The 26,885-nt window shown below is 72.5% G+C and carries 22 protein-coding genes, 1 pseudogene and 1 riboswitch; of the genes and pseudogenes, 12 read left to right on the forward strand and 11 right to left on the reverse strand.

What is annotated here, in order from left to right; genetic code table 11:
* Positions 1 to 36: 36 nt before the first annotated feature.
* Positions 37 to 1,281: a cytochrome P450 gene (locus AB0B50_RS15700; protein WP_362330883.1), complete on the reverse strand. Its 1,245-nt coding sequence runs from the start codon at positions 1,279 to 1,281 to the stop codon at positions 37 to 39.
* A gap of 250 nt (positions 1,282 to 1,531) precedes the next feature.
* Between AB0B50_RS15700 and AB0B50_RS15705 the strand changes: the two genes are divergently transcribed.
* Positions 1,532 to 2,701, forward strand: coding sequence for a steroid 3-ketoacyl-CoA thiolase (locus tag AB0B50_RS15705; protein ID WP_362330886.1), 1,170 nt, complete (start codon positions 1,532 to 1,534; stop codon positions 2,699 to 2,701).
* Positions 2,702 to 2,884: 183 nt separating this feature from the next.
* Positions 2,885 to 4,141 (forward strand): alpha/beta hydrolase, encoded by a 1,257-nt coding sequence (locus AB0B50_RS15710; protein ID WP_362330889.1) that lies wholly within the window; start codon positions 2,885 to 2,887, stop codon positions 4,139 to 4,141.
* Positions 4,142 to 4,215: 74 nt separating this feature from the next.
* Here the strand turns inward: AB0B50_RS15710 and AB0B50_RS15715 are convergent, their stop codons facing one another.
* The 7 genes from AB0B50_RS15715 to AB0B50_RS15745 form a co-directional block, all read right to left on the reverse strand.
* On the reverse strand, positions 4,216 to 4,659 hold the full coding sequence (locus tag AB0B50_RS15715) for a transglycosylase SLT domain-containing protein (RefSeq protein ID WP_362330892.1): 444 nt from the start codon (positions 4,657 to 4,659) through the stop codon (positions 4,216 to 4,218).
* A gap of 338 nt (positions 4,660 to 4,997) precedes the next feature.
* Positions 4,998 to 5,840 (reverse strand): ECF transporter S component, encoded by an 843-nt coding sequence (locus AB0B50_RS15720; RefSeq protein ID WP_362330895.1) that lies wholly within the window; start codon positions 5,838 to 5,840, stop codon positions 4,998 to 5,000.
* The gene (locus AB0B50_RS15725) at positions 5,837 to 7,519 is read right to left on the reverse strand and encodes an ATP-binding cassette domain-containing protein (RefSeq protein WP_362330898.1); all 1,683 of its coding nucleotides are present in this window, start codon (positions 7,517 to 7,519) and stop codon (positions 5,837 to 5,839) included. Before AB0B50_RS15725 ends, AB0B50_RS15720 begins: the two co-directional genes overlap by 4 nt.
* A complete protein-coding gene (locus AB0B50_RS15730) occupies positions 7,516 to 8,799 on the reverse strand; it encodes an energy-coupling factor transporter transmembrane component T (protein WP_362330900.1) in 1,284 nt (427 codons plus the stop codon). The genes AB0B50_RS15725 and AB0B50_RS15730 overlap by 4 nt, the downstream gene beginning before the upstream one ends.
* 42 nt (positions 8,800 to 8,841) lie before the next feature.
* Complete coding sequence (locus tag AB0B50_RS15735; RefSeq protein WP_362331627.1) at positions 8,842 to 9,480, reverse strand: SCO2322 family protein; 639 nt, start codon at positions 9,478 to 9,480, stop codon at positions 8,842 to 8,844.
* 47 nt (positions 9,481 to 9,527) lie between these two features.
* Positions 9,528 to 10,745: a prenyltransferase/squalene oxidase repeat-containing protein gene (locus tag AB0B50_RS15740; RefSeq protein ID WP_362330903.1), complete on the reverse strand. Its 1,218-nt coding sequence runs from the start codon at positions 10,743 to 10,745 to the stop codon at positions 9,528 to 9,530.
* Positions 10,746 to 10,889: 144 nt separating this feature from the next.
* Positions 10,890 to 10,962, reverse strand: a riboswitch (cobalamin riboswitch).
* A gap of 125 nt (positions 10,963 to 11,087) precedes the next feature.
* Positions 11,088 to 12,209 (reverse strand): MBL fold metallo-hydrolase, encoded by a 1,122-nt coding sequence (locus AB0B50_RS15745; RefSeq protein WP_362330906.1) that lies wholly within the window; start codon positions 12,207 to 12,209, stop codon positions 11,088 to 11,090.
* A 200-nt stretch (positions 12,210 to 12,409) separates the two neighbouring features.
* Here AB0B50_RS15745 and AB0B50_RS15750 point away from each other — a divergent pair, with 200 nt between their 5' ends.
* The 6 genes from AB0B50_RS15750 to AB0B50_RS15775 all read left to right on the forward strand — a co-directional run bounded on the left by AB0B50_RS15750 (position 12,410) and on the right by AB0B50_RS15775 (position 21,104).
* Positions 12,410 to 13,876, forward strand: coding sequence for an aldehyde dehydrogenase (locus tag AB0B50_RS15750; protein ID WP_362330909.1), 1,467 nt, complete (start codon positions 12,410 to 12,412; stop codon positions 13,874 to 13,876).
* On the forward strand, positions 13,876 to 14,109 hold the full coding sequence (locus AB0B50_RS15755) for a ferredoxin (protein WP_069885516.1): 234 nt from the start codon (positions 13,876 to 13,878) through the stop codon (positions 14,107 to 14,109). The genes AB0B50_RS15750 and AB0B50_RS15755 overlap by 1 nt, the downstream gene beginning before the upstream one ends.
* Before the next feature lie 206 nt (positions 14,110 to 14,315).
* The gene (gene lanKC, locus AB0B50_RS15760; protein ID WP_362330912.1) at positions 14,316 to 17,030 is read left to right on the forward strand and encodes a class III lanthionine synthetase LanKC; all 2,715 of its coding nucleotides are present in this window, start codon (positions 14,316 to 14,318) and stop codon (positions 17,028 to 17,030) included.
* A gap of 46 nt (positions 17,031 to 17,076) precedes the next feature.
* A complete protein-coding gene (locus AB0B50_RS15765) occupies positions 17,077 to 17,202 on the forward strand; it encodes a SapB/AmfS family lanthipeptide (protein ID WP_362330915.1) in 126 nt (41 codons plus the stop codon).
* 129 nt (positions 17,203 to 17,331) lie between these two features.
* Positions 17,332 to 19,059, forward strand: coding sequence for an ABC transporter ATP-binding protein (locus AB0B50_RS15770; RefSeq protein ID WP_362330918.1), 1,728 nt, complete (start codon positions 17,332 to 17,334; stop codon positions 19,057 to 19,059).
* Positions 19,056 to 21,104, forward strand: a complete 2,049-nt coding sequence (locus AB0B50_RS15775; RefSeq protein WP_362330921.1) for an ATP-binding cassette domain-containing protein — start codon at positions 19,056 to 19,058, stop codon at positions 21,102 to 21,104. Before AB0B50_RS15770 ends, AB0B50_RS15775 begins: the two co-directional genes overlap by 4 nt.
* Here the strand turns inward: AB0B50_RS15775 and AB0B50_RS15780 are convergent.
* Together AB0B50_RS15780 and AB0B50_RS15785 are read right to left on the reverse strand one after the other, a co-directional pair.
* A pseudogene (locus tag AB0B50_RS15780) lies at positions 21,030 to 21,680 on the reverse strand (response regulator transcription factor); the annotation flags it as partial. The gene AB0B50_RS15775 and the pseudogene AB0B50_RS15780 overlap by 75 nt on opposite strands.
* A 54-nt stretch (positions 21,681 to 21,734) precedes the next feature.
* Positions 21,735 to 22,358, reverse strand: a complete 624-nt coding sequence (locus AB0B50_RS15785) for a TetR family transcriptional regulator (RefSeq protein ID WP_362330924.1) — start codon at positions 22,356 to 22,358, stop codon at positions 21,735 to 21,737.
* A gap of 214 nt (positions 22,359 to 22,572) precedes the next feature.
* Between AB0B50_RS15785 and AB0B50_RS15790 the strand changes: the two genes are divergently transcribed.
* From AB0B50_RS15790 to AB0B50_RS15800, 3 genes are read left to right on the forward strand one after another with little or no spacing between them, the layout of a single operon-like run.
* A complete protein-coding gene (locus tag AB0B50_RS15790) occupies positions 22,573 to 23,985 on the forward strand; it encodes a glycosyltransferase family 4 protein (RefSeq protein ID WP_362330927.1) in 1,413 nt (470 codons plus the stop codon).
* Positions 23,979 to 24,731 carry a class I SAM-dependent methyltransferase gene (locus tag AB0B50_RS15795; RefSeq protein ID WP_362330930.1) on the forward strand — a complete coding sequence of 251 codons (753 nt, stop codon included), beginning with the start codon at positions 23,979 to 23,981 and terminating at the stop codon, positions 24,729 to 24,731. The genes AB0B50_RS15790 and AB0B50_RS15795 overlap by 7 nt, the downstream gene beginning before the upstream one ends.
* Positions 24,728 to 25,801 carry a prenyltransferase gene (locus AB0B50_RS15800; protein ID WP_362330933.1) on the forward strand — a complete coding sequence of 358 codons (1,074 nt, stop codon included), beginning with the start codon at positions 24,728 to 24,730 and terminating at the stop codon, positions 25,799 to 25,801. Before AB0B50_RS15795 ends, AB0B50_RS15800 begins: the two co-directional genes overlap by 4 nt.
* A 79-nt stretch (positions 25,802 to 25,880) precedes the next feature.
* On the opposite strand, the gene AB0B50_RS15805 is transcribed toward AB0B50_RS15800, so the two are convergent.
* On the reverse strand, positions 25,881 to 26,177 hold the full coding sequence (locus AB0B50_RS15805; protein ID WP_362330936.1) for a hypothetical protein: 297 nt from the start codon (positions 26,175 to 26,177) through the stop codon (positions 25,881 to 25,883).
* 142 nt (positions 26,178 to 26,319) lie between these two features.
* On the opposite strand from AB0B50_RS15805, the gene AB0B50_RS15810 reads away from it, so the two are divergent.
* Positions 26,320 to 26,865 (forward strand): hypothetical protein, encoded by a 546-nt coding sequence (locus AB0B50_RS15810; RefSeq protein WP_362330939.1) that lies wholly within the window; start codon positions 26,320 to 26,322, stop codon positions 26,863 to 26,865.
* Positions 26,866 to 26,885: the final 20 nt, after the last annotated feature.

Consider the following 26,885-nt stretch of genomic DNA (forward strand, 5'->3'; position numbering starts at 1 on the left):
CGTGAGGGAGAGGGCCCCTGCCTCCCTGGAGGCGGGTCAGCGCGTGCTGACCCGGAGCTCCTTGACGCCGTTGAGCCAGGCCGAGCGGAGCCTGCGCGGGTCGCCGGTCAGGCGCAGGCCCGGCATCGCGTCCGCGATGGCGTTGAAGATGAGGTTGATCTCCAGGACCGCGAGGGACTTGCCGAGGCAGAAGTGCGGGCCGCCGCCCCCGAAGCCCAGGTGCGGGTTGGGGTCGCGGGTGATGTCGAAGAGGCCCGGGTCCTCGAAGACGTCGGGGTCGTGGTTGGCGGAGGAGTAGAAGATGCCGACGCGGTCGCCCTTCTTGATCCGCGCGCCGCCGAGTTCCGTGTCCTGGGTGGCGGTGCGCTGGAAGGAGACCACCGGGGTCGCCCAGCGCACGATCTCCTCCGCCGTCGTCTCGGGGCGCTCGCGCTTGTAGAGCTCCCACTGGTCGGGGTGGGTGAGGAAGGCGTGCATGCCGTGGGTGATGGCGTTGCGGGTGGTCTCGTTGCCGGCCACCGCGAGCAGGATCACGAAGAAGCCGAACTCGTCGCCGGAGAGGTTGCCTTCGTCCTCGGCGGCCACCAGCTGGCTGACGATGTCCTTGGCCGGGCACTCCTTGCGGGCCGCGGCGAGGTTCATCGAGTACGCGACGATCTCCATCGCCGCCTCTGCGCCGATCTCCTCGGTGATGGCGTACTCCGGGTCGTCGTACGCCGCCATCTTGTTGGACCAGTCGAAGATCTTGGAGCGGTCCTCCTGGGGCACGCCGATCAGCTCGGCGATGGCCTGCAGCGGGAGTTCGACGGCCACGTTCGTCACGAAGTCGAAGGCGCCCTCCGCGTCCGCGCTCTCCAGCGCGGTCTCGACGATGGAGCGGGCGCGGTTGCGCAGCGCCTCTTCGAGCGAGCGTATGGCGCGCGGCGTGAAGCCGCGCTGCACGATCTGGCGGACCCGGGTGTGCTCGGGCGGGTCCATGTTGAGCATGATCAGCTTCTGGACCTCGATCTGGTCGCGGCTGATCGACTCGTTGAAGCGGATGACCGCGGTGTTGAGGTTGGAGGAGAACAACTCCGGGTGCGTGGAGACGTACTTGACGTCCTCGTGCCGCGTCACGGCCCAGTAGCCCGCGTCGTCGAAGCCGGAGATCCGGGGCGGCTGGGCGATCCAGCGGACCGGCTCCGTCTGCCGCAGCTGTGCGAACTCCGGGAGGGGTATGCGGTCTTGGAGCAGGTCGGGGTCGGTGAAGTCGAACCCGTCGGGCAGCGCTGGACAGGGCATCGGCAACTCCAGGCGTGTGCTGAGTTCTGACGGTCCATCAGGAGATGGCTCGAAAGGTAGTAACGGGTTCTACAAGAGGCAAGGCCCATGACCGGCCGTATTGCGTGCGGGTTCTGCGCAAGGTGCGTGCAAGACCCTTGCGGCGCCGGGGGCCCGCTCAGCAGACTGCTGGGCAGAACTAGAACGCGTACTAGTTCCTCCCGCGAGCCGCCGGGACGGCTCGCGGGACGTGGAGGGAGAGGACGAGCCCATGGCCGCGGAACCCGTCATCGTCGAAGCAGTACGCACGCCCATCGGCAAGCGCGGCGGTGCGCTCGCCAATCTCCACCCCGCCTATCTGCTCGGTGAGACCTATCGTGAACTCCTCGGCCGCACCGGCATCCACGCGGACTGCGTCGAACAGATCGTCGGCGGGACGGTGACGCACGCGGGCGAGCAGTCCATGAACCCCGCGCGCACGGCTTGGCTCACCATGGGGCTCCCCTACGAGACCGCGGCGACCACCGTGGACTGTCAGTGCGGCTCCTCGCAGCAGGCGAGCCACATGGTGGCCAACATGGTCGCGGCCGGCGTCATCGACATCGGCATCAGCTGCGGCGTCGAGGCCATGTCGCGGGTGCCGCTCGGCTCGGGGTCCAAGCACGGTCCCGGCAAGCCCTTCCCCGACGAGTGGAACGTCGACCTGCCCAACCAGTTCGAGGCCGCCGAGCGCATCGCCCGCAAGCGCGGCCTGACCCGCGAGAACGTGGACTCGCTCGGCCTCATCTCGCAGGAGCGTGCGGGGGCCGCCTGGTCCGAGGAGCGCTTCAAACGCGAGACGTTCGCCGTGCAGGTGCCCACCACCGAGGAGGAGCAGGTCGCGGGGCAGGGCATGTGGCGGCTCGTCGACCGGGACGAGGGCCTGCGCGATACGACGATGGAGGCTCTCGGTGGCCTCAAGCCGGTCATGCCGACCGCCGTGCACACGGCGGGCAACTCCTCGCAGATCTCGGACGGCGCGGCGGCGATCATGTGGGCGTCCAAGCGGATGGCGCGGGCGCTGAAGCTGAAGCCGCGGGCGCGGATCGTCGCGCAGGCGCTGGTGGGCGCCGACCCGCACTTCCACCTGGACGGTCCGATCGACGCCACGCGCGCGGTGCTCGGCAAGGCCGGGATGTCCCTGAAGGACATCGACATCGTGGAGATCAACGAGGCCTTCGCGTCGGTGGTGCTGAGCTGGGCGCAGGTCTTCGGGCAGGACCTGGAGAAGGTCAACGTGAACGGCGGCGCGATCGCCCTCGGCCACCCCGTGGGGGCGACGGGGGCGCGGCTCATCACCACCGCCCTGCATGAACTGGAGCGCAGGGACAAGGAGTTCGCGCTGGTGACGATGTGCGCGGGGGGCGCGGTGGCGACGGGGACGATCTTGCAGCGGCTGTAGTCCGGGGCCGGTGCCGTCACCGGCTTCGCCGTGTTCGTCCTCGAACGCGGGACGGGCTGGTCTCCTCCGGCCGGGCCGGATCGGTCTCCCCCGGCCGGGCCGGATTCGGTGTCCGTAGGTACACCCCCGGCTCGGGGGCTTCTCGGATGTCGGCGCGGCAGGGCCCTTCGTAACGTCGAGGGTATGACCGAATCGATGCCTGGCCACGCCCGTTCCGCCCGTTCTGCGCGGCGAGGGGGCGCTGCCCTCGCCGCGCTCCTGCTCGCCGGACTTGCCGGTGCGCCCGCCGTGCAGGCGGCCCAGTCCGCTGGTGCGCGCCCCGAGGCCGCGCAGCGTGTCGAGCGGGGTGCCTTGTTGAAGGTCGCCCCGGTCGCCGATCTGAGCCGTGCCGAGGTCGCCGCCTTCCTGGCGGAGGCGGAGATCGACACGGTGACGGTGCGGTACGGAGTGAAGGCGTACCGCCTCACCTATCGGACCGTCGGGCCGCGGGGGCAACCCACCACCGCCACCGGCCTGTTCGTGCTGCCCAAGACGCCCGAAGGGCGGGGCCTCGGCCTCGTCTCCGACACCCACGGCACCATGGTCCACCGTGACTACGCGCCCTCCGTCGGCGAGGACTTCGGGCGGCTCGGCCCCTATCTGCACGCCGCCGCGGGCAAGGCCGTCGCCGCCCCGGACTACCTCGGGCTCGGCAAGGGGCCGGGCGTCCACCCGTACATGGACACGCGCTCGGCGGTGACCGCGTCCGAGGACATGCTGCTTGCCTCACGTGCCGCGGCGGATCGGCGGGGCAGGGCCCTGACCGGCGACGTCTACCTCACCGGCTTCTCACAGGGCGGCCAGGTCGCGATGGCGCTCGCCCGGGAGCTGAGCGGTGAGCGGTCGCCCTTCAGGCTGCGGGCCGTGGCTCCCGTCAGCGGCCCCTACGACCTCTCCGGCGAGGAGGTCCCCGCCCTTTACGACGGCCGCGTCAACGACTTGAGCGGCATTTTCTACCTCTCGTACTTCCTGGTCGCCCAGAACCGACTGCACCCGATCTACGAGGACCCGTCCGAGGCGTTCCGAGCCCCCTACGCGGACCGGATCGAGAAGCTCTTCGACGGGAACCACGACGAGGACGACGTCTTCGCGGCGCTCCCCGGGACGGTGAAGCAGCTGCTCACGCCCGCCTTCTACGAGCGTCTGAAGCATCCGACGGGCGGCCTGAAGGGAGCGATGAAGGCGAACGACGGCGCCTGCGACTGGAAGCCGGATGTGCCGGTGCGGCTGTACGCGGCGCGGGGCGACACCGACGTGCCCATGGGGAACGCCCGCAGCTGCGCTGCGGACCTGGCGTCGCACGGGGTGCGGGCGCCGGTCCTGGACCAGGGGGACGTGCCGCACATGGAGTCGGTCGGCAAGGCGGCGCCGAAGATCGCGCGGTGGTTCACCACCCGGTGAGGGGCGGACGCACGAAAGAGGCGGCAATCCCCGTGAAGGGGTTGCCGCCTCTTTCGGTGGCGGGATGCGGCGGCTCAGTACCAGCCGTTCGACTGCCAGAAGTTCCAGGCGCCGACGGGGCTGCCGTAGCGGTCGTTCATGTAGTCGAGGCCCCACTTGATCTGGGTCGCGGGGTTCGTCTTCCAGTCCGAGCCCGCCGAGGCCATCTTCGAGCCCGGCAGCGCCTGGACCAGGCCGTAGGCGCCGGAGGAGGAGTTCGTGGCGGTGTGGTTCCAGCCGCTCTCGTGGGCGACGATGTTGCTGAACGCCTGGTACTGCGCCGGGTCCGGGATCATCTGCTTGGCGATGGCCTGGGCGGACGCGGGGGCGGCGGCCGGAGCGGCAGCCTTCGCGGTGGTCGGGGTGGCTGCCTGAGCGGGGGCCGCGGCGAAGACCATGCCGGTGGCGGCAGCGGCGACGAGGCCGCCGGTGAGGGCCTTCTTCGGGGAAGCGATGCGGCGGATGAGCGAGGCGGACACAGAGGACCTTCCGGTGGGGGACGGGGCTGTCGCTGCGCACGCCGTGAAACGTGGGGGACATGCGGCGGCGCCGAGGCCCGGGTGGGCTCGTCGGCGCCGTGCGACTCATCCAGAGAAGCAGGGCTGTTACGTCGCCGCAATGACCCCATTTACTAGTGGAAGTCGCACCCACGCCGAATGTCCGTTGTGTGACGTGGCTCTCAATGCGCAGGTCAGCGCGGCGATTGATGCATGTACGTCAAGCCGTGCGTGCTACGAACCCCCGTAGTAGAGGACCAAAGTCCTGTGGGCCGCCTCACGGCTGCGGGCCCTCCATGTAACGGAGAGCGCCGGGCCCCCTACGGCTTCGGCGCCTCGAATGTGACCGGCGCCTCGAACGCGGCGCGGCGCGTGGCCCGGCGCAGCGCCTTCAGGACGGCCGGCCCGAGCGCGAGGCTCAGCAGGACCGTGACGACGGCCCGCGGCAGGTCCCAGCCGAGCGAGGTGGCCAGGCAGTACGCGATGAAGCGGCCGAGGTTCTCCACGAGGGGGGCGCCCGGCACGTACGAGACCCCGGTGGCCAGCTCGCCGAGGTAGGGCCAGCCCTGCAGGTTCATGACCGTGCCGTACAGGACCGAGGCCACCGACCCGTAGGCCGCGAGGAGCCACAGCTCACGCCGCCCCCGCAGGGTGTCGGGGCCCGGCAGCAGCCCCGCCCCCATGCAGACCCAGCCCATCGAGAGCATCTGGAAGGGCATCCACGGCCCGACGCCCCCGGTCAGCAGCGCCGAGGCGAACATCGACACCGCCCCGAGCACGAACCCGAAGCCGGGCCCGAGCACCCGGCCGCTCAGCACCATCAGGAAGAACATCGGCTCGATGCCCGCCGTGCCCGCGCCCAGCGGCCGCAGCGCCGCCCCCGCGGCGGCGAGCACCCCGAGCATCGCGATGGCCTTCGCGTCGAGCCCCACGTCCGCGATGGTCGCCACGACCACGGCGAGCAGCAGCGGAAGGAGCGCGGCGAACAGCCACGGCGCGTCCTGCGCGTGCTCGCCGAACCCGGAGTTCGGCCCCGCGAGCAGCGGCCACCCGAAGGCGACCACGCCCACGGCGCTGACCAGGCCGAGCGCGGCGATCGAGCGGCGGCCGAGACGGACGGGGCGGGACTGGGGCTGTGCCGGTTTCCGGGGGGCCGCCGTCATGACGCACCACCCTCCGTCTCGCCGAGCGCCTGACGCACCTGCCCCACCGTCAGCCACTCCTGCGGTGCCAGGATCTTCGTGACCTGGGGCGCGAAGGACGGCGATGACACCACGATCTGCTCGGTCGGGCCGTCCGCGACGATCTCGCCGTCCGCGAGGATCACCACGCGGTGCGCGATCTCGGCGGCCAGCTCCACGTCGTGCGTGGCGAGGACGATGGCGTGGCCCCCGGCGGCGAGCCCCCGCAGGACCGTGACGAGGCGGGCCTTGGCCGCGTAGTCGAGACCGCGGGTCGGCTCGTCCAGGAGGAGAAGGGGAGGGCGGGCCGTCAGCACGATCGCCAGGGCGAGCGCGAGCCGCTGGCCCTCGGAGAGGTCGCGAGGGTGCGTGTCGTCCGCGATGCCCGGCAGCAGCTCGCTCACCAGGGCGCGGCACACCCCGGGCTCGGCGCCCGCGTCGTGGTCGGCGGCGGCGCACTCGGCGGCCACCGTGTCCGCGTACAAGAGGTCGCGCGGTTCCTGCGGGACCAGGCCCACGTGCCGGATCAGCTTGCGCGGGGCGGTGCGGTGGGGGACCGCGCCGCCGACACGGACCGTGCCCGAGGTCGGTTCGAGCAGGCCCACCAGGGTGGACAGGAGCGTGGACTTCCCCGCGCCGTTGCGGCCCATCAACGCGACGGTCTCGCCGGGCGTGACGGTGAGGTCGACGTGGCGCAGCGCCTCGACGCGGCCGCGGCGCACGGCGAGGCGGGAGACGGCGGCGGCCGTCGCCTCGTCGGGCGTACGGTCCTTGCGCAGCCTGGGCCTGCGGCCCGCCGCTCGCTCCGGGGCCGGTTCCGCCGGCCTCTCCCGGCGCGGTGCGGCCTGTGCGAGCCGCTCCCGCAGCGCGCCCGCCCTGCGCCGCGCGTCCCGCACGGTCAGCGGCAGCGGCGACCAGCCCGCGATCCTGCCGAGCGCGACGACCGGCGGGAACACGGGGGAGCGGGCCATCAGCGCGGCCGGGTCGCCGAGCACCGGCGGCTCGCCGGGCGCCCCGAGGAGCAGCACCTGGTCCGCGTACTGCACGACCCGCTCCAGGCGGTGCTCGGCCATCAGGACCGTCGTGCCCAGGTCGTGGACGAGCCGCTGCAGCACGGCCAGGACCTCTTCGGCGGCGGCCGGGTCGAGCGCGGAGGTCGGCTCGTCGAGGACGAGGACCCGGGGGTGCGGGGTGAGCACGGAACCGATCGCGACGCGCTGCTGCTGGCCGCCGGAGAGCGTCGCGATGGGACGGTCGCGCAGATCGGCGAGGCCGAGCAGGTCCAGGGTCTCCTCGACGCGGCGGCGCATCACGTCCGGGGCGAGGCCGAGCGACTCCATGCCGTACGCCAGCTCGTCCTCGACCGTGTCCGTGACGAAGTGCGAGAGCGGGTCCTGGCCCACCGTGCCGACCACGTCGGCGAGTTCGCGCGGCTTGTGCGTACGGGTGTCGCGCCCCGCCACGGTCACGCGGCCGCGCAGGGTGCCCCCGGTGAAGTGCGGCACGAGCCCGCTGACCGTGCCGAGCAGCGTCGACTTGCCGACTCCGGACGGCCCGACGAGCAGCACGAGTTCGCCCTCGGGGACGGTGAGGTCGACCTCGCGGACGGTGGGCCCCGGCGCTCCCTCGTAGGTCACCGAGACGTCCTCGAAGCGGATCATGACGGTTCCTCGGGGGGTACGGGGACGGGGGACTCGGAGGGCACGCGGACCGACGCGTCGGCGGGGGACGGCGCGACCGCCGTGCGCCAGGCGGCGGGCGAGGGCTTCGTCAGGGGGACGGGCGCGGGCTCCTCCGGCGCGGGCTCCTGCCGCTCGGGACGCGCGGGCACCGGCGCCACGAAGGCGGGCAGCAGCCCCACGAGCACCGCGAGCGCGGGCCACAGCGGCAGCTCCGGCGCGACCAGCGGGACGACACCGGGGTGCAGGGCGGCGAGGTCGTACGACGCGGCCCAGATCATCAGCCCCGCGACCGCGACCCCCGACCCCGCGACGAGCCAGGCGCGCACGCCCCACGGGTCGGGCCGGTAGCGGGTGCGCAGGGAGCGGCGGCCGCCGAGCCGCAGCCCCGCGAGCGCGGCGAGCAGACCGGCGGCCAGGACGGGCAGCCCGTAGGAGGCACCCTGCGCGGTCAGCAGTCCGTACGTCCCCACGCACACGCCCATCAGGCCGCCGAGCGTCAGCACGGCCGTCGCCCTGCGCACGCCGACAGGAACGGCGGCGGTGCGCCCGAACCCCCGCGCGTCCATCGCGGCGGCCAGCGCGACCGACCGCTCCAACGCGCCCTCCAGGACCGGGAGTCCGACCTGCAGCAGCCCGCGCATCCCGTGGTCGGGCCGCCCGCGCAGGCGCCGCGCGGCCCGCAGCCGCTGGACGTCGGTGATGAGGTTCGGCGCGAAGGTCATCGCCACGACGACGGCGACCCCGGCCTCGTACAGCGCTCCCGGCAGCGACTTGAGCAGCCGCGCCGGGCTGGCCAGGGCGTTCGCGGCGCCGACGCAGATCAGCAGGCCCGCGAGCCTGATGCCGTCGTAGAGCGCGAAGAGCAGGCCCTCCGCGGTGACCCGGCCGCCGATCCGGACGCCCTTCGCCCAGTCGGGCAGCGGGACCTCGGGCAGCGTCATGACCGTGTGCGTGCCGGGGATCGGCGAGCCGAGCACGATCGCGAAGACCAGCCGGATGCCGATCACGACAAGACCGAGCTTCACGAACGCGCCGTACGACTTGGCCCACGGCGCGTTCGTGCGCCGCGCCGCCACGACATAGCCCGCGACGCCGATCAGCAGCCCGATCAGCAGCGGGTTGGTCGTCCGCGACGCCGCGGTGCCGAGGCCGAGCGCCCAGATCCACCAGGCGCCGGGGTGCAGGGCGTTGCTCCGGTGCGCCTCGGGGGCGAGGCGCCGCCTCAGGAGGCGGGGCGTGCCGCTGCCGTGGTCCGTCATCGTGCTGTCCGTGTTCCGGTGTTCCGGTGTGCCGGTGCCGCGTCAGCCGCGGCGGCGCCGGGCCTGCCAGATCGCGGCTCCGCCGAGCAGCACGACCGCGGCGCCCCCGGCGATCAGACCGACGGAGGGCCCGCCGTGGCCGCCGCTCTTGTCGGAGTCCGCCTTCGCCGTCTCCTTGCGTGCGGAGCCGTCACCGGAGACCTGGTCGCCGCAGCCCGACTTCGGGTAGTCGTCGATGGCGCACAGCAGCGCGTTGTTGTCGTAGCGCAGCGGCTCGGCGACGGCGGCCAGGGCGTCCGCGCTGGTGGCGTCCTCGGCGACCTGCGCGCAGGCCGTCCGCGGCGCGGGCGGCTCCTCCCCCTCGGGGGCGTCCTTCGGCAGCCCGAAGTCGATGACCAGCGCGACGCGCTTGCGGCCGTCCTTGGCCGGGGTGCTCGCGCAGATGTCCTCGAAGTCCGCGGGGCCGCGCGGCTTCGCGGAGTCCTTGGAGTCCTCGGATACCGAGAAGCGGAAGCCCTGCACGTCGCCGTCGCCGGGCCGTGCGGTGCCCGGCCCCTGGCTGGCGTACGTCCAGGTGTCGCCGTCCCGGTCCCAGAACGACCAGTACCGGTAGCCGGCGGCCTGCGCGGGCACGGCGGCGAGGACGCCGAGCAGGGCGGCGACGAACGCCCCGACCGCCAGGCGCCCGCGCCATGCGCGGCCCCGCTTCGGACGCACAGGGCCCCGCGTCACAGCTGCTTCTTCTTGCGGTTGCCGCTGAACAGGAAGCCGATGCCGATGCCGGCGACCATGCCGACGCCGATGATCCACCAGATGCTCACGCCGCCGTCGTCCTTCTTCTCGTCCTTGTCCGACGCGGACGGGGACTCGGAGGAGGTCTGCGGCGCGGGGCCCGTGGCGTTCAGCTGCTTGACGAGGTCGGCGCCGCCGAAGTCGCGCGGGTCCATGCCCGTGGCGTGGGCGGCGAAGATCAGCTGGGAGTAGGCGGCGGGGCCGCCCTTCTTCGCCCAGTCGGCGGAGTTCTTCGAGAGCCACTCGGCGGACTTCTCGGCCTGCTCGTTCTGCCCGGCGGCGGCGAGGGCGACCACGGCGTCCGTGGTGTTGCCGAGGTCCGGCACGTCGCTGGCGCCCATCAGGTGGTCGTCGGTCTTGCCGAGGGTGTCGAGCAGATAGCCGGTGCCGTTGCTCGCGGCCTGCGCGGCGGTGTCCGGCTTCGCGCACTTGGGGGCGTCGGTCGCGGCCTTCTTGGCGGGCTCCACGACCAGGCCCTTGCCGAGGCTGCCGAGCACGCCGGCCGCGGTGGCGTCCGCGTTCGGGAGGAGCTTCTTGGAATTGGTGTCCATGAGTCCGAAGGCGCCGCCGTCCTTGCCGCAGTCCAGGGCGAGCTTCGGCAGCGCGTCGTAGGCGGACTTGCCGTCCTGGGACTTCACGTTCGCGGGGTTCTCGCCGGCCGCGACGAGCGCGCCGACGACGATGCCGGTGGAGTTGGCGTCCGAGGGCAGGCCGGGGTTGTACCCCCAGCCGCCGTCCGTGCGCTGCACGGACTTCAGCCAGTCGACGCCCTTCTCGACCGTCTTGTCCTGGCCGCCGAGCGCGGCGAGGGCCTGCACGGCGGCGGCGGTGGAGTTGCTGTCGACGGCGGTCTTGGAGTTGCACGGCGTGGACGCGTCCGCGCGGTAGGCGGCGAAGCCGCCGCTCGCGCACTGCTGCCCGGTCAGCCAGTCGACGGCCTTCGTGGCGGGCTTCACGCCCACGGCGTCCTGGGCGAGCAGGGCGTACGACTGCCGGAAGACCCCGTCGTACTGGGGGTCGGACGCGCCGTACAGACCGGAGGGGAGCGCGGTCGAGGGCGACGGCGACGCGTCGTCCGCGAGGGCGGCCGGTGCGCCGGCCGAACCCAGCACGGCGACGGCGGCCAGGACCGCTGCGCTGCGGCGAACGTTCATGATGCGGCGGGTTGCCTCTCCCTGCGGGGAGCGGGGCGGCACGGACCGTTGCGAGCACGGCTTCCGGGCGGCTCCGGCTCCGTATACCTCGACGGTGCCGCTCATCGGAGGTCCCGATGAAGCGAGCCGGTCACGTTCCGGACCGGGCATTCCGGCTGTACCGCGGGATGCGGCGTACACGGCTGCGGGTCAGCGCCGGATTCGCACCGGCTTCCCCCAGTACGGGCGTGAGGACGACCCGCTCACTCTACCGGCCCGGTCGAAGCACCGGCCTGCGCGAACACGGCCCGGCGCCCTCACACCGCCACGTACGCCGCCCTCGGACCGTCACGTACGCCGCCCTCACACCGCCACGTACGTCACCGGATCGCTCCCCGCCACCGCCTCCGCGCGCCCGAGCTTCACCAGGCGGCGCACATGGGCCTCCGCCTCCGAGACCGCGATGTTGCGCGAGCCGTAGGGGATCTCGGCCCAGGGGCGGTTCCACTCCATGTGGGCGGCGAGCTGCCAGGGGGTCAGTGGAGTGGTGAGCAGGGTGAGGAGGCCCGTCAGGCGGTCCTCGTGGTGGGCCAGGAGTTCTCGGACGCGGGCCGGGGCGTCGGTGAACGCGTGCTGGTGGGCGGGCAGGACCTCGGCCGGGTCCAGGCGGCCGACCCGTTCCAGGGAGTCGAGGTAGTCGCCGAGGGGATCGGTCACCGTGTCGTTGTCGGGGTCCTCGTACAGGCCGATGTGCGGGGTGATGCCGGGCAGCAGGTGGTCCCCGGAGAAGAGGCGGCCGTTGCCCCGCAGGCCGGACGGGTGCTCCTCCTCCAGGTGCAGGCAGACGTGGCCCGGCGTGTGGCCGGGCGTCCAGATCGCGCGCAGGCGGCGGCCCGGTAGGGCGAGGAGTTCGCCCGGGGTGATGCCACGGTCGGGCAGGGCGGGGCGCAGGCCCGGGAGCTTTCGGGGGCGGCCCTCGTCCCTGGCGCGGACCAGCGGGGCGAGGTGGTCGGCGGGGGCGCCCGCGGCGGTGAGCTTGTCGACCATGTACGCGTACCAGCGATCAGCAGGTGTCGGCCCGGAGGGCTGTCCTTGAGGGGTGGTGGCCGGGTGACGGGTGGGCGGGTTGGAGCGGGTGCGGCGCACCACGGAGGCGTCGGCCTCGTGCATGGCGATCCACGCCCCGGACGCCTCGCGGACCTTCGCGGACAGGCCGTGGTGGTCGGGGTGGTGGTGCGTGATGACCACGCCGTGCACGTCGCCGACCGCGACGCCGCACGCGTCGAGCCCGGCGGTCAGGGTCTCCCAGGACGTCGGGTCGTCCCAGCCGGTGTCGATCAGGACCGGGCCGCTGTCGGTGTCCAGGAGGTGGACGAGGGTGAAGCCGAGGGGGTTGTCCGGGATCGGGACCTTGACGCTCCACACGCCGCCGCCGTGCTCGATCACCGGCGGGCCGCTCGGCCGGGTGCCGCTCACCTGCGTCATGGGCGCCTCGTCTCTCCGCTGCCGTCTGCTGCCCGTCGTACCGCCGTCTGCCCGTCACTATAACTAGAACTAGTTCCATTAGTAGCCCAAGTCGACCGACCTGCCGATGAGTTGCCCGTTCCGCCCGTGGACTCCTCCAACTAGAACTGGTATCAGTTCTGAAACGGTGTCAGGAAGCGCTCCGCAGGAGGCAGTCAGCCATGACCGAGCTCGTGGAACACGGACAGCTGTTCATCGGCGGGGAGTTGGTGGACCCGCTCGGCAGGGGCGTCATCGACGTCGTCTCCCCGCACACCGGAAAGGTCTTCGCCCGCGTGCCGCACGCGGCCCCCGCCGACGTGGACCGGGCCGTCGCCACCGCCCGCAAGGCATTCGACGACGGGCCCTGGCCGCGCATGACCCTGGACGAGCGGATCGAGGTCATCACCAAGATCAAGGACGGGTTCGCCGTACGCCATGAGGAGATCGCCCGCGTCATCAGCTCCGAGAACGGCACCCCCTATACCGCCAGTGTGATGGTGCAGGCGCTGGCCGCGATGATGGTGTGGGACGCGGCGATCACCGTCGCCCGCGACTTCACGTACGAGGAGCGGCGCGACGGAGTCCTCGGCAAACTGCTCGTGCGGCGCGAGCCGGTCGGCGTCGTCGCGGCCGTCGTGCCCTGGAACGTCCCGCAGTTCACCGCGGCCGCCAAGCTCGCGCCCGCGCTGCTCGCCGGCTGCCCGGTGATCCTGAAGACCTCGCCGGAGGCGCCCCTGGACGCCTACATCCTCGCGGAGCTCGCCGCCGAGGCCGGTCTGCCCGAGGGGGTGCTCTCCGTCATCTCCGCCGACCGAGAGGTCAGCGAGTACCTCGTCGGGCACCCGGGCGTCGACAAGGTCTCCTTCACGGGGTCCGTCGCCGCGGGCAAGCGCGTGATGGAGGTCGCGGCACGCAATCTGACGCGCGTGACACTGGAGTTGGGCGGCAAGTCGGCCGCGGTGATCCTGCCGGACGCCGACGCGGCGAGTGCCGTCGCGGGCATCACGCCCTTCGCCTGGATGATCAACGGCCAGGCCTGCGTGGCCCAGACCCGCATCCTCGTGCCGCGCACGCGGTACGACGAGTTCGCCGAGGCCTTCGCCGCCGCCGCCTCCGCGCTCAAGGTCGGCGACCCCCTCGACCCCGCCACCGAACTCGGCCCGCTCGTCGCCCAGCGGCAGCAGCGCAGGTCGCTCGACTACATCCGCATCGGCCAGGAGGAGGGCGCCAAGATCCTTGCGGGCGGCGGCCGTCCGGCCGGCCTCGACCAGGGCTGGTACGTCGAGCCGACCCTCTTCGGCGGCGTCGACAACTCGATGCGCATCGCCCGTGAGGAGATCTTCGGGCCCGTCATCTGCCTTCTGCCGTACGGCGACGAGAGCGAGGCCGTGAAGATCGCCAACGACTCCGACTACGGACTCAGCGGCAGTGTCTGGACGGCCGACGTCGAGCGGGGCATCGACGTCGCGCGCCGGGTGCGCACGGGAACGTACTCCGTGAACACCTTCAGCCTGGACATGCTCGGCCCCTTCGGTGGCTACAAGAACTCCGGCCTCGGCAGGGAGTTCGGGCCCGAGGGGTACGGCGAGTACTTCGAGCACAAGATGATCCACCTCCCGGCGGGCTATGAGGGGAGTGGTGCCTGATGGGCGACCGCTGGCACGTCGAGGTCGACCGCTCGGTCTGCATCGGCTCGGGGATGTGCGTGCTCACCGCGCCGGGCGGGTTCACCCTGGACACCGCCCGCCAGTCGCACCCCACCGCCCCCGAGACCGACGCCAACGAAAAGGTCCTGGAGGCCGCCGAGGGCTGCCCGGTCGAAGCGATCACGATCACGCTGGCCGACAGCGGGGAGGTCGTCTTCCCGCCGGAGGACTAGCCGACTCCCGTGCGCCCGCGTCGATTTCGCCCGATGGCGACGCGGGCGTCGCCATGTGTGCGATCCGTGGATATCCTGTGTGCTCGAACAGGAGCGAACGCGACTTTACGCATGCGTTCCGCACGGTGATCCGATGACACTCGTGACTGTTCCGTCCCTTTGAGCCCTGGAAATCTCTCTGCCACGCCGTGCGGAGAGGGGACACCATGGACAAGCGGTACGAGGTCTACTGTCTGGCCGACAGACACTTCTACGAGACCCCGGACCGGCTGTCGTCGGCGGGCGCCGCGGGCGCCCCCGAGTTCCCCGTGACCCAGCGCCCGGTCCCCGAAGGATGGCGCTCCGGCCGCTTCGGCGACTGGCTCTCCTTCGTCCCGGTCGACGACGCGGGGACCCCGCGCCCCGCGCCCCAGCAGGGCTGGAAGATCCATGTCTCCGCCACGCTGCAGAACGCCGACCGCGTCGCGGCGATCGTGTGGGACTACTGCGTGCCGCGCGCCGTCCCCTTCAAGCTCGTGCCGGCCAGGCACCTGCTGCACCTGCGCAACAGCAAGTACGCCGGGCGCGACAACAGCGGCAAGGCCGTCACCGTCTACCCGGCCGACGAGGAGCAACTGCAGCTGGTCCTCGCCGAGTTGGGCGAGCTCCTCGGAGGGTTCGAAGGCCCCTACATCCTCACCGACCTGCGCTGGCGGGAGGGCCCGCTGTACGTCAGGTACGGCGCCTTCACCCGGCGCATGTGCGACAACGGCAAGGGCACGCTCGTCCCCGCCGTCGAGGACGACCAGGGGCGGCTCGTGCCCGACTCGCGCGAGCCCACCTTCAAGGTCCCCTCCTGGGTGAAGCTGCCCGCCTTCCTCGAACCGGCGCTCGCGGCCCGCAACACGACCACCGTCGGCGACCTTCCGTACCGCATCGAGAAGGCCCTCCACTTCTCCAACGGCGGCGGGGTCTACTCCGGCACCGACACCCGCGACGGCCGCAAGGTCGTCCTCAAGGAGGGCCGCCCGCACGCCGGCCTCGCCTCCGACGGCGCCGACGCCGTGGCCCGCCTCGAACGCGAGAAGGCCGCCCTGGAGAAGCTCTCCGGGCTCGGCGTGGCCCCCGAGGTCCGCGACTGGTTCCTCCTCGGTGACCACCGCTTCCTCGTCATGGACTTCCTGGAGGGCTCGACCCTCAACTCCTTCTTCGCGCACCGGCATCCGCTGTGCACCAGCGAACCGGACGACGCGGCCATCGCCACGTACACGGCCTGGGCGCTGCGCATGCACGCCGCCGTCGAGGAGGCCGTCGCCGCCGTGCACGAACGCGGCGTCGTCTTCAACGACCTGCACCTCTTCAACATCATGGTCGCCCCCGACGAACAGTCCGTCTCCCTCCTCGACTTCGAGGCGGCGGCATCCGTCGGGGACCGCGGCCGCCAGGTCGTCGCCCACCCCGGATTCCTCGCGCCACCGGACCGCACCGGCACCGACATCGACCGCTACGCCCTGGCCTGTCTCCGGCTCGCCCTCTTCCTGCCGATCACCTCGCTCCTCTCCATCGACCGGGGCAAGGCCGCGCACTTCGCGCAGGTGATCGCTGCCGAATTCCCCGATGTGCCGAAGGAGTTCCTCGCCGAGGCCGTGGCGGAGATCGAGCGCGACACACGCGAGCGGACCGACGGGGATCAGCCGGCGCCGGTCACCGGAGCGGGAGACGCGGAGGCCCTGGAGGGGGGCGTCCTGAAGGGGGGCGGGACCGGCGCCACCAGGCCCTCGGCAGGGGCGGCCGCACCACTGGTCGACCCCGCCGAGTGGCCGCACAGCAGGGACTCGATGATCAAGGCCATCCTGGCCTGCGCGACGCCCGAGCGCGACGACCGGCTCTTCCCCGGTGACATCGCGCAGTTCGCCGAGGGCGGCGGCCTCGGCCTCGCGCACGGCGCGGCCGGCGTGCTGCTCGCCCTCGCCGAGAGCGGCGCCGAGCGCTACGAGGAAGGCGAGCGCTGGCTCCTGAAGCACATCGACCCCGCACCGCGCGGCACACCGTTCGGCCTGTACGACGGACTCGCGGGCGTCGCCCACGTACTCGACCGGCTCGGTCACCGCACTCGCGCCCTGGACCTGACGGGCCTCGTCCTCCAGGAGAACTGGGAGCGGCTCCCCTCCGACCTGTACGGCGGCCTCGCCGGACTCGGCCTCGCCCTCGACGCCCTCGCGCACAGCACCGGCGAGCACGAGCTCGGCCAACACGCCCTGCGGGCAGCCGAGTTGCTGGGCGAGCGGATCACCGTCGACGGCGCACCCGAGAAGGGCGAGCGGCGCCGAGCCGGGCTGATGCGCGGCGCCACCGGACCCGCCCTGCTCTTCCTGCGCCTGTACGAGAGGAACGGCGACCCCGCCCTCCTCGACCTTGCGGCACGGGCCCTGCGCGCGGACCTCGCCCAGTGCGTGACCCAGGAGCGGGACGGCAGCCTCGCCGTCAACGAGGGCTGGCGCACCATGCCCTACCTCGGTGACGGCAGCGTCGGCATCGGCATGGTGATCGACGACTACCTCGCGCACCGCGACGACGCCGCGTTCGAGGCGGTGCGGCCTGCCGTCCTGGCCGCCGCGCGCTCCCGCTTCTGCGTGCAGCCGGGCCTCTTCCAGGGGCGGGCGGGACTGCTGCTGCACGTCAACCGCAGCACCACGCCCGGCATCACCCCCGAGGACGTGGCGGCGCAGATCGACGCGCTCGGCTGGTTCTCCATGGCCTACGACGGACAACTCGCCTTCCCCGGCCACCAGATGCTGCGCCTGTCGATGGACCTGAACACCGGGACGGCCGGCTGTCTGCTCGCGCTCTCCAGCGCGCTCGGCGACAGCGGAGCGCACGTCCCCTTCCTGCCGCCGCCCAGGCGGCCCCAGAGCCGGTCCCGTGACGCAGCGGGGTCGTGACACAACCGCTCGGAGATACCAAATCCCCCAAGAGAGAGGCAAGACCATGGCACTTCTCGACCTGCAGAGCATGGAATCCGAAGAGATGACCGGTGGCGGCGGCGGTGGCGGCGGCAGCCTCGCGAGCCTGCTCCTTTGCTGGAGTGACGCCAGCATCGTCCTGTGTCTCTGACGGTTCCCCCGTCTTTGACGCGTAGCCGCGCCTGAACGGCACGGCAGCGAAGGCCCGGACGGCGCCCCGCGAGGGGGCCGTCCGGGCCGGCCGCTGCCACGGACGCAGACGACGAGGACCCGGAGCGCAATGGCGACGACGACCCCACGTCCGCATCAACCACCCGCCGACGCACGCCTGTTGAGCGGCGCGGCCCGGCACAGCGCGGCCCGCTGCGCGGCCCTCGCGCTGTGCGCCGTCGCCGGTGCGGGCGTGGGCCTGCTGCTGCCGCTCGCGATCGGCCGGGCCCTGGACGCCGTCCTGACCGGACACGTGACCGGCCACGACGGGGGCGACACCACCCGCTGGATCCTCGCCTGCGCCGCGCTGGTCGGCGCGAGCGCCCTCCTCGACGCCGTCGACGGCGTCCTCACCGGCACCACCAACGCCCGCGCCACGGCCTGGCTGCGCGGCCGCGTCACCCGCCACGTGCTCGGCGTCGGGCCCCGCGCCACCGCGCGCTTCGCCCACGGCGACCTGGTGGCCCGCCTCATCGACAACGCGGCCCACGCGGGCATCGCGCCCGCCACCTTCGCCTCGCTCGTCGCCGCCCTGGTCATGCCCGTCGGCGCCGTGGTGGCCCTCGCCCTGATCGACGTCTGGCTCGCCGCGGTGTTCCTCGTCGGCGGGCCGCTCCTCGCGCTGCTCCTGCGGACGTTCGTCCGCGTCTCCTCCGACTGCGTGGCCCGCTACCAGCGGGTCCAGGGCGACATCGCGGGCCGTCTCGGCGAGGCGATCGGCGGGGCCAGGACCATCGCCGCCGCGCACACCGAGGAGAAGGAGTCGGCGCGCGTCCTGCACGCGCTGCCCGAACTCGCCCGCCAGGGGCACCGGATGTGGCGCGTCCAGGCCCGCTCCCAGGCGCAGGCCGTCGCCATCGCGCCGCTGCTGCAGATCTCGGTCGCCGCGGTCGCGGGGGCGCTGCTGCTCAGGCATCGCATCACGGTCGGCGACCTCCTCGCCGCATCCCGGTACGCGGTGCTCGCCACCGGAATCGGCATGCTCGTCGGGCAGTTGGGCGGACTCGTGCGGGCGCGGGCGGCGGCGCGCCGCCTGGAGGAAGTGCTCACGGAGCCCGTGGCCACGTACGGCGAAGAGGAACTCCCGGCCCAGGGCGGCCTGTTGGAGCTACGAGGCGTCAAGGCGGACCGCGGCGGACGCACCGTGCTCGACGGCGTCGACCTGACGGTGCCCGCGGGCAGCACGCTCGCCGTGGTCGGCCGCTCCGGCGCGGGCAAGTCGCTCCTCGCGTCCCTCGCGGGGCGCCTCGCCGACCCCGACGAAGGCGACGTGCGCCTCGACGGCGTCCCCCTGCGCGCGCTCGGCCGCGAGGAGCTGCGCCGCGAGGTCGGCTACGCCTTCGAGCGGCCCGCGCTCCTCGGCGCGACCCTGGCGGACACGATCGGCTTCGGCGCCCCGCGCCCGGCGCCGTCCCGCATCGAGGAAGCGGCCCGCGCGGCCCGTGCCGACACCTTCATCACCCGCCTCCCCGACGGCTACGCCACGCCCTGCGGCGAAGCGCCGCTCTCCGGAGGCGAGGCCCAACGCCTGGGCCTGGCAAGGGCGTTCGCGCGCGGTGGGCGGCTGCTGATCCTGGACGACGCCATGTCGAGCCTGGACACCGTGACCGAACACCACATCGCCGAGGCCCTGCTGACCCACACCCCGCGCCGCAGCCGCCTGATCATCGCCCACCGTGCGGCGACGGCGGCCCGCGCGGACGCCGTGGCGTGGCTGCACGAGGGGCGGATCAGGGCGGTGGGCACGCACGCGGAGCTGTGGCAACGTCGGGAGTACCGGGAGGTGTTCGACGCGTGAACTCCGGGGCTTCGGAGGGTCCTTACCGCCGCGGTGTCCGGTTCCTGCGGCGCAGGTGGCCGGTGGTGGTCCGGCTCGCCCTCTGGTCGGTCCTGGAGACCGGGCAGACGTTCCTCACCGGGTACGCCCTCGCGCGCGCCCTGGACGACGGATTCCTCAAGGGGGACGAAGCGGCCGGCCTGTGGTGGCTGGGCGCGGCCGCGCTCGGCGTGGTCGTCGCCGCGTACGGCACGGGGCGGGTGTACCGCGCCGTCGCCGACCTGGTGGAACCGCTGCGGGACAGCCTGGTGCGGCAGGTCGTGGGCCGCGGGCTGCGGGACGCGGACGGTGCCGCCGTCTCCCGGCTCACACAGCAGGTGGAGATCGCCAGGGACACCTTCGCGGGCCTGATCATGGTCTCGCGCTCCTTCGTCTTCACCGCGGCGGGCGCTCTGATCGGCCTGTTCTCGCTGGATCCGCTGCTGCTCCTGGTGGTCGCGCCGCCGCTGCTCGCCGGGATCGGCCTGTTCGTGGGTTCGCTGCGCCCGCTGGCCCGCCGCCAGGAGGACTTCCTGGTCGCGGACGAGAACCTCGCGGCTCAACTGGGCCTGGTCTGCCCGGGGTTGCGGGACGTCACGGCGGCGGGCGCGGAACGGGACGTCGCCGGTGACCTGGACCGGGGCGTCGCCACGGAGTACAGGACGGCCAGTTCCCTCGCCCGCTGGGGCCTGCTGCGTACGGCGGCACTCGTCACCGGGGGCCAGCTCCCGCTGGTGCTGCTCCTCGCCACCGCCCCCTGGCTCCTGGACCGCGGAGTGACGCCGGGCTCCCTGGTCGGGGCCACCGCCTATGTCACCCAGGCCCTGCTCCCCGCCCTCCACAACCTCGTCCACGGCCTGGGCGCGAGCGGCTCCCGCCTGGCGATCGTCCTGCGCCGCCTGGTGTGGGACGGCCCACCGCGGGCCGAGGATGCGGGGGAGGCCCTGGCCGATGCCGCCGAAGCCCTGGCCGATGCCGCCGAAGCCCCGGCCGACGCCGCGGAAGTCCCGACCGGCGCCGCGGAAGTCCCGACCGGCGCCGCGGAAGTCCCGACCGGTGCCGCCAAAGCCCTGGCCGATGCCGCCGAAGCCCCGGCCGACGCCGCGGAATCCCCGGTCGGCCTCACGCAATCCGTCGCCGAGCCCCCCGCCCTCCACCTCTCCTCCCTGACCTTCGCCTACGGCCCCCACGCCGAGCCCGTCCTGAAGGACCTGGCGCTGACCGTGGCCCGGGGCGAGCACCTCGCCGTGGTCGGGCCGAGTGGCATCGGGAAGTCCACGCTGGCCGGGATCGTCGCCGGGCTGCTCGAACCGGACGCGGGTCAGGTGCGGGTCCACGGGTTGCCGGTGCGGGGCGAGGGGGCTGTCGGGCGGCGTGTGCTCATTCCCCAGGAGGCGTACGTCTTCACCGGGTCGCTCGGCGACAACCTGCGCTATCTGCGGGGGGATTCCGTCCCGGAGGCCGAGGTGCTCGCCGCGGCCGAAGCCATCGGCCTCGCCCCGCTGATCGAGCGGCTCGGTGGGCTCGAAGCCGATGTCGCGCCCGCCGAACTCTCCGCGGGTGAGCGGCAGTTGATCGCGCTGACCCGCGCCTACCTCTCGCACGCCCCGCTGGCGATCCTGGACGAGGCGACCTGTCATCTCGACCCGGTCGCGGAGTCCCGCGCCGAGCGGGCCTTCGCGGCCCGTCCGGGCGGGACCCTGATGGTGATCGCCCACCGCGTCAGCTCGGCCCGTCGCGCCGGCCGCGTCCTGGTGATGGACGGGACGCACGCCCTGTGCGGGCGGCACGACGAGCTGATGGAGCGTTCGCCCCTCTACCGGGACCTCAACGGGGCGGCCGACGACCGGGACCTGCCGGGAGGCGGTTCACACCCAGCCCTCGCCCTGCGAGATCCTTATCGCGTCGATCCTGTTCCGCGCCCCGGTCTTCCTGGTGATCGCGGCCATGTAGTTGCGCACCGTGCCGTTGGACAAATGGAGGCTGTGCGCGATCTCGGCGACCGACGCCCCCCTGGCGGCGAGTGAGAGGACACTCAACTCCCTTCGTGTCAGCGGCATTTGTGACGCCTTGAGAAAGCCGAACCCCAGCGAGTCGTCGACGTACCGCTGGCCTGCCGCCACCTGTCTGATCCCGGCCAGCAGCCGTTCCGGCTGGCTGGCCTTGTTCACATAGCCGAGGGCCTCCGCCTCCGCGGCCCGCCGCAGCAGTCCTGGCCGGTTCGCGGTGGCGAGCACCAGGACCCGGCAGGCCCTGCCGTGCGCCGTGGGGCCGGTCAGTTCGGCGAGCGGAGTGAGCGCGTACGTCGATTCGTCGTCGAGATCAACCACGCACAGGTCGGGTCGTACGCTGCGTTGTCGGCCGCGGGCATGTGACCACGGCGCATGGAACACCTCCAGATCAGGCTCACGGGCGAGTCGTTCCGCCAGAGCCAATCGCATTAGACAGGCGTCGTGCACGAGAAGGACCCGGATCACGCTCTGCCCCTCCAGCTCCCCGCTTCCGGTTGCTCCGTTCAAGCACGCAGACCATTCATAGCGGTGAGTACCCCTGCCGTGACGCAGAGAACTGGCCAAGGGGGAGTCCGGGGGCGCATTTGCCATACGACTGTGCGCCCCCTGTGTCGCAGACAGGGCTACGACCTGCGGCGGACGCCCTTATGCGCGCGTCGGCGGGGCCGTCAGGTCGATGAGTCGGCACACGGTCTCGATGTCGATCTTCACCTGCGCGATCGAGGCCCGACCCGACAACCACGTGATCAGCGCCGAGTGCCAGGTGTGCTCGATGACCCGCACCGCGGAGAGCTGCTGGGCGGTCGGTGGCTCGTCGAGGCCCATCGCGTCCAGGATGATCGCCGTCGTCAGTCGCGAGACGGTGTCGACCTCGGGGCTCACCGAGCGGTCCGCGAAGGTCAGGGCCCGCACCATCGCGTCCGCCAGGTGCGGCTCGCGCTGCAGCGCGCGGAAGGCGCGCATCAGGGTCTCGGCGACCCGCTCGGCGGGCGTCTCACCGGCCGGCGGGCGCTTCCTGATCGTGGTGTGCATGTGCTGCAGCTGGTCCTGCATGGTGGCGACCAGCAGATGGACCTTGGAGGGAAAGTAGCGGTAGAGGGTGCCGAGCGCGACGCCCGCGGCCTCGGCGACCTCCCGCATCTGCACCGCGTCGAAGCCGCCCCTGCTGGCCAGTTGGGCGCTCGCGTGCAGGATGCGTCGGCGGCGCGCCTCCTGGCGCTCGGTGAGGGGCGGCGTGGCCGGGCTCGCCGCCTTGGCTTCCGCTGTCATCTAGATGCCCCTCCGAAAACGCCTCCCGAGATCGCACAGCATGGCAGGGAGCCCGCCGTGGCGCGAATCACCTGATCCGGGCCTTACACCTCGCCTACCTGCCGGTAGATTCGAAGCTCGTTCAGCGATCATTCAGCGATCAAGTCTGAAACTTGTTCTAGATTACCGTCCCGGCGTAACCTCGCGGACAACCGCAGGGAGAAGGGGGCCGAGAGTGACCGCTGAGGCCATGGAAGCGGGCCCCCGCAAGGGCTCTGCCATCGACGGCGACCGTCCGTTGCGCATCGCTCTCCTCACGTACAAAGGGAACCCGTTCTGCGGGGGACAGGGCGTCTACGTACGCCATCTCTCGCGCGAGCTGGCCCGGCTCGGCCACAGCGTCGAAGTGATCGGCGCGCAGCCCTATCCCGTGCTCGACGAGGGCGAGGGACTCGAAGGGCTGCGGCTCACCGAGCTGCCGAGCCTGGACCTCTACCGCTCCCCGGACCCCTTCCGCACGCCGAAGCGCGACGAGTACCGCGACTGGGTCGACGCCCTCGAAGTGGCGACGATGTGGACCGGCGGCTTCCCCGAGCCCGTCACGTTCAGCCTGCGCGCCCGGCGCCATCTGCGGGCCCGGCGCGGCGAGTTCGACGTCGTGCACGACAACCAGACCCTCGGGTACGGCCTCCTCGGCGACCTCGGCGCGCCCCTGGTCACCACGATCCACCACCCCATCACCGTGGACCGGCAGTTGGAGCTGGACGCCGCGCCCGACTGGAAGCGCCGCGCCTCGGTCCGCCGCTGGTACGCGTTCACGCGCATGCAGAAGCGCGTCGCACGCCGCCTGCCCTCGGTCCTCACCGTCTCCGGCACGTCCCGCCAGGAGATCGTCGACCACCTCGGCGTGCGCGAGGACCGCATCGACGTCGTCCACATCGGCGCCGACACCGAACTCTTCTCGCCCGATCCGTCCGTCGCCGAGGTGCCGGGCAGGATCGTGACCACGTCCAGCGCCGACGTCCCGCTCAAGGGCCTGGTCTACCTCATCGAGGCGCTCGCGAAGGTGCGCGCCGAGTACCCCGAGGCCCACCTCGTCGTCGTCGGCAAGCGCGCCGAGGACGGCCCGGTCGCCCAGGCCATGGAGCGTCACGGCCTCGAAGGCGCCGTCGAGTTCGTCAAGGGCATCACCGACGCCGAGCTCGTCGACCTCGTCCGCTCGGCCCAGATCGCCTGTGTCCCTTCGCTGTACGAGGGGTTCTCGCTCCCCGCGGCCGAGGCGATGGCCACCGGCACGCCGCTCCTCGCGACCACCGGCGGCGCGATCCCCGAGGTCGCGGGCCCCGACGGCGAGACCTGCCTCGCGGTGCCGACGGGCGACGCCGGGGCGCTGGCGCTCGGTCTGAAGCGGCTCCTCGGCGACGCGGGACTGCGGGCCAGGCTCGGCGCGGCCGGGCGTGCGCGCGTGCTCGCCAAGTTCACCTGGGCCCGCGCCGCCCAGGGCACCGCGGAGCTGTACCGCGCGGCGATCGAAGGATCCGCGGGACGTGGCGCCGCACGGGCGGTCGCCGGCGGCCATGCCCTCCCCGCGGCCGCGGCCGCCCCCGAAGTTGCAGGACCTCACCACGAAAGCAGGGCCACGTGCTGACCGTCGACTTCACCCGCTTCCCGCTCGCCGCAGGCGATCGCGTCCTGGATCTCGGCTGCGGGGCGGGCCGGCACGCCTTCGAGTGCTACCGGCGCGGCGCGCAGGTGGTGGCCCTCGACCAGAACGCCGAGGAAATCCGCGAGGTCGCCAAGTGGTTCGCCGCGATGAAGGAGGCGGGCGAGGCCCCGGCGGGCGCGACCGCCACGGCCATGGAGGGCGACGCCCTCAACCTCCCCTTCCCGGACGAGTCGTTCGACGTCGTGATCATCTCCGAGGTCATGGAGCACATCCCCGACGACAAGGGCGTACTCGCGGAAATGGTGCGGGTGTTGAAGCCCGGCGGCCGCATCGCGGTCACCGTTCCCCGCTACGGCCCCGAGAAGGTCTGCTGGGCCCTGTCCGACGCCTACCACGAGGTCGAGGGCGGCCACATCCGCATCTACAAGGCGGACGAACTCCTCGGCAAGATGCGGGAGTCGGGCCTCAAGCCGTACGGCACCCACCACGCGCACGCGCTGCACTCGCCGTACTGGTGGCTCAAGTGCGCGTTCGGCGTCGACAACGACAAGGCGCTGCCGGTGCGGGCGTACCACAAGCTCCTGGTCTGGGACATCATGAAGAAGCCGCTGGCGACCCGGGTGGCCGAGCAGCTGCTCAACCCCGTCGTCGGCAAGAGCTTCGTGGCGTACGCGACCAAGCCGCACCTCCCGAAGGCCACGGCCGACGCCGCGGGCGCCGCCAAGTGACGAGCCCGGAGCGGACCGAACACCTCGTCCTGCCCGGCGTCCTGACGGCCGATCAGGCCGCGGCGACCGTGCGCGGCATCCGCGCCGTCCAGCGCGAGGACGGCGCGATCCCGTGGTTCCGCGGACACCACCTCGACCCGTGGGACCACACCGAGGCCGCCATGGCCCTGGACGCCGCGGGCGAGCACGCGGCCGCCGAGCGTGCCTACGAGTGGCTCGCGCGGCACCAGAACACCGACGGTTCCTGGTACGCGGCGTACGCCGACGGGGACCCGGACGACGTCACCGACCGCGGCAGGGAGTCCAACTTCTGCGCCTACGTCGCGGTGGGCGTCTGGCACCACTACCTCGCCACGGGTGACGAGGCGTTTGTGGACCGCATGTGGCCGGTGGTCGTGGCCGCCGTCGAGTTCGTCCTCGGGCTCCAGCAGCCGGGCGGGCAGATCGGCTGGAAGCGGGAGGCGGACGGTACGCCGGTGACCGACGCGCTGCTCACCGGCTCCTCCTCGATCCACCAGGCGCTGCGCTGTGCCCTCGCCATCGCCGAGCAGCGCGAGGAGCCGCAGCCGGACTGGGAGTTGGCGGCCGGTGCCCTCGCGCACGCGATCCGCCGTCATCCCGAGCGCTTCCTCGACAAGGACCGCTACTCCATGGACTGGTACTACCCGGTCCTGGGCGGCGCGCTCACCGGGCCCGAGGCCAAGTCCCGTATGGAGGAAGGCTGGGACCGCTTCGTCGTGCCGGGACTCGGGGTCCGCTGCGTGGTCCCCAACCCCTGGGTCACCGGCGGCGAGAGCGCCGAACTGGCCCTCGCCCTGTGGGTGATGGGGGAGTCGGACCGCGCCCTGGAGATCCTCAAGTCCATCCAGCACCTGCGCGACGCGGAGAGCGGCCTGTACTGGACGGGCTATGTCTTCGACGACAAGGCCGTCTGGCCCGAGGAACTCACCACCTGGACGGCGGGCTCACTGCTCCTCGCGGTGGCGGCACTCGGCGGCGACGAGGCGACGTGCGCGGTGTTCTCGGGCGAACGGCTGCCGCGGGGGCTCGACCCGGAGTGCTGCGCGTAGGCTCCGCCGGGGACCGTTGGCGTCTGCGGGTCCGACAGGGCTGGTCGCACAGTTCCCCGCGCCCCTTACGGAGCGCGGTTCAGTACCGCCGCAGCCGTCCCGCCACCGCGTGGCCGACCAGCAGGTACACGACCGCCGCCAGGCCGTAGCCCGCGACGACCCTGGCCCAGGCGTCGTCGAAGGTGAACAGGTCGTGGGACCAGCCGGCGAGCCAGCGGGCCGCGTCGTGGACGAACTGGACGAGGTCGTTGGCGCGGTTCGCGTCCAGCAGGTACATCAGGATCCACAGCCCGAGGACGAAGGCCAGGACGTCCGCGACGATCACGATGATCTTCGCTGCCTCGTTGGTGCCGCGTGTACGGGTTCTGGGAGACATGGCGGACGGGTACCGGGCAGGACCTCCTTGAAACCCGGAGAGACCCGGACGGGCTCGCCCGGGTGGCGGCACCCGGCGGCCGGGGCGAGGCTGCGGTGAGGAACGATCACCGGACCGCAGCTCACCCCTGGAGGCCGCTGCCGTGCTCAGCCCCGTATCCCTCCGCCGTGCCGGAGTCTCCTTCACGCTCTGCTGCACCCTGCTCGTCGGCGCGACGGCCTGCAACGGCGACGACAAGGACAGTGCGGCGACGCCGTCCGGCACCAGCTCCGCCGAGAAGCAGAAGTTCGCCAAGACCCGCTTCGTCGCCAACGCGGGCCTCGCCGCCGGGGCGACGTACCAGTGGATCGTGAAGCCGTTCCGCGCGGGTACGTTCCGGAGCGGCGCGGACGGCAGGAAGTTCGCCCTGGTCAAGGCGGGCCTCGCGGGCGCGTTCACGTACAACAGGCTGAAGGCGGCGGTGAGGAACGCGCAGGGCGACCCGACCCTCGCCAAGGCCGTGGCACCGCTGAGCGCGGGCATCGACGCGCTCAAGGACCTGCCGTCCAAGCTCCGCAAGGGAGAGGGGACGGACTCGATCGTGAACTCCTTCGACGGCATCATCAATGACGTCAAGGGCGCGGGAAAGAGCGCGGGCGCCGAGGTCAAGGACAAGGTCCCTTCGGCCGGGGAGCTGGCCAAGGGGTAGCCAAGGTCCGGCCAAGGGGT

It is taken from the genome of Streptomyces sp. NPDC041068 (genome assembly GCF_040647455.1).
Lineage (GTDB): Bacteria > Actinomycetota > Actinomycetes > Streptomycetales > Streptomycetaceae > Streptomyces.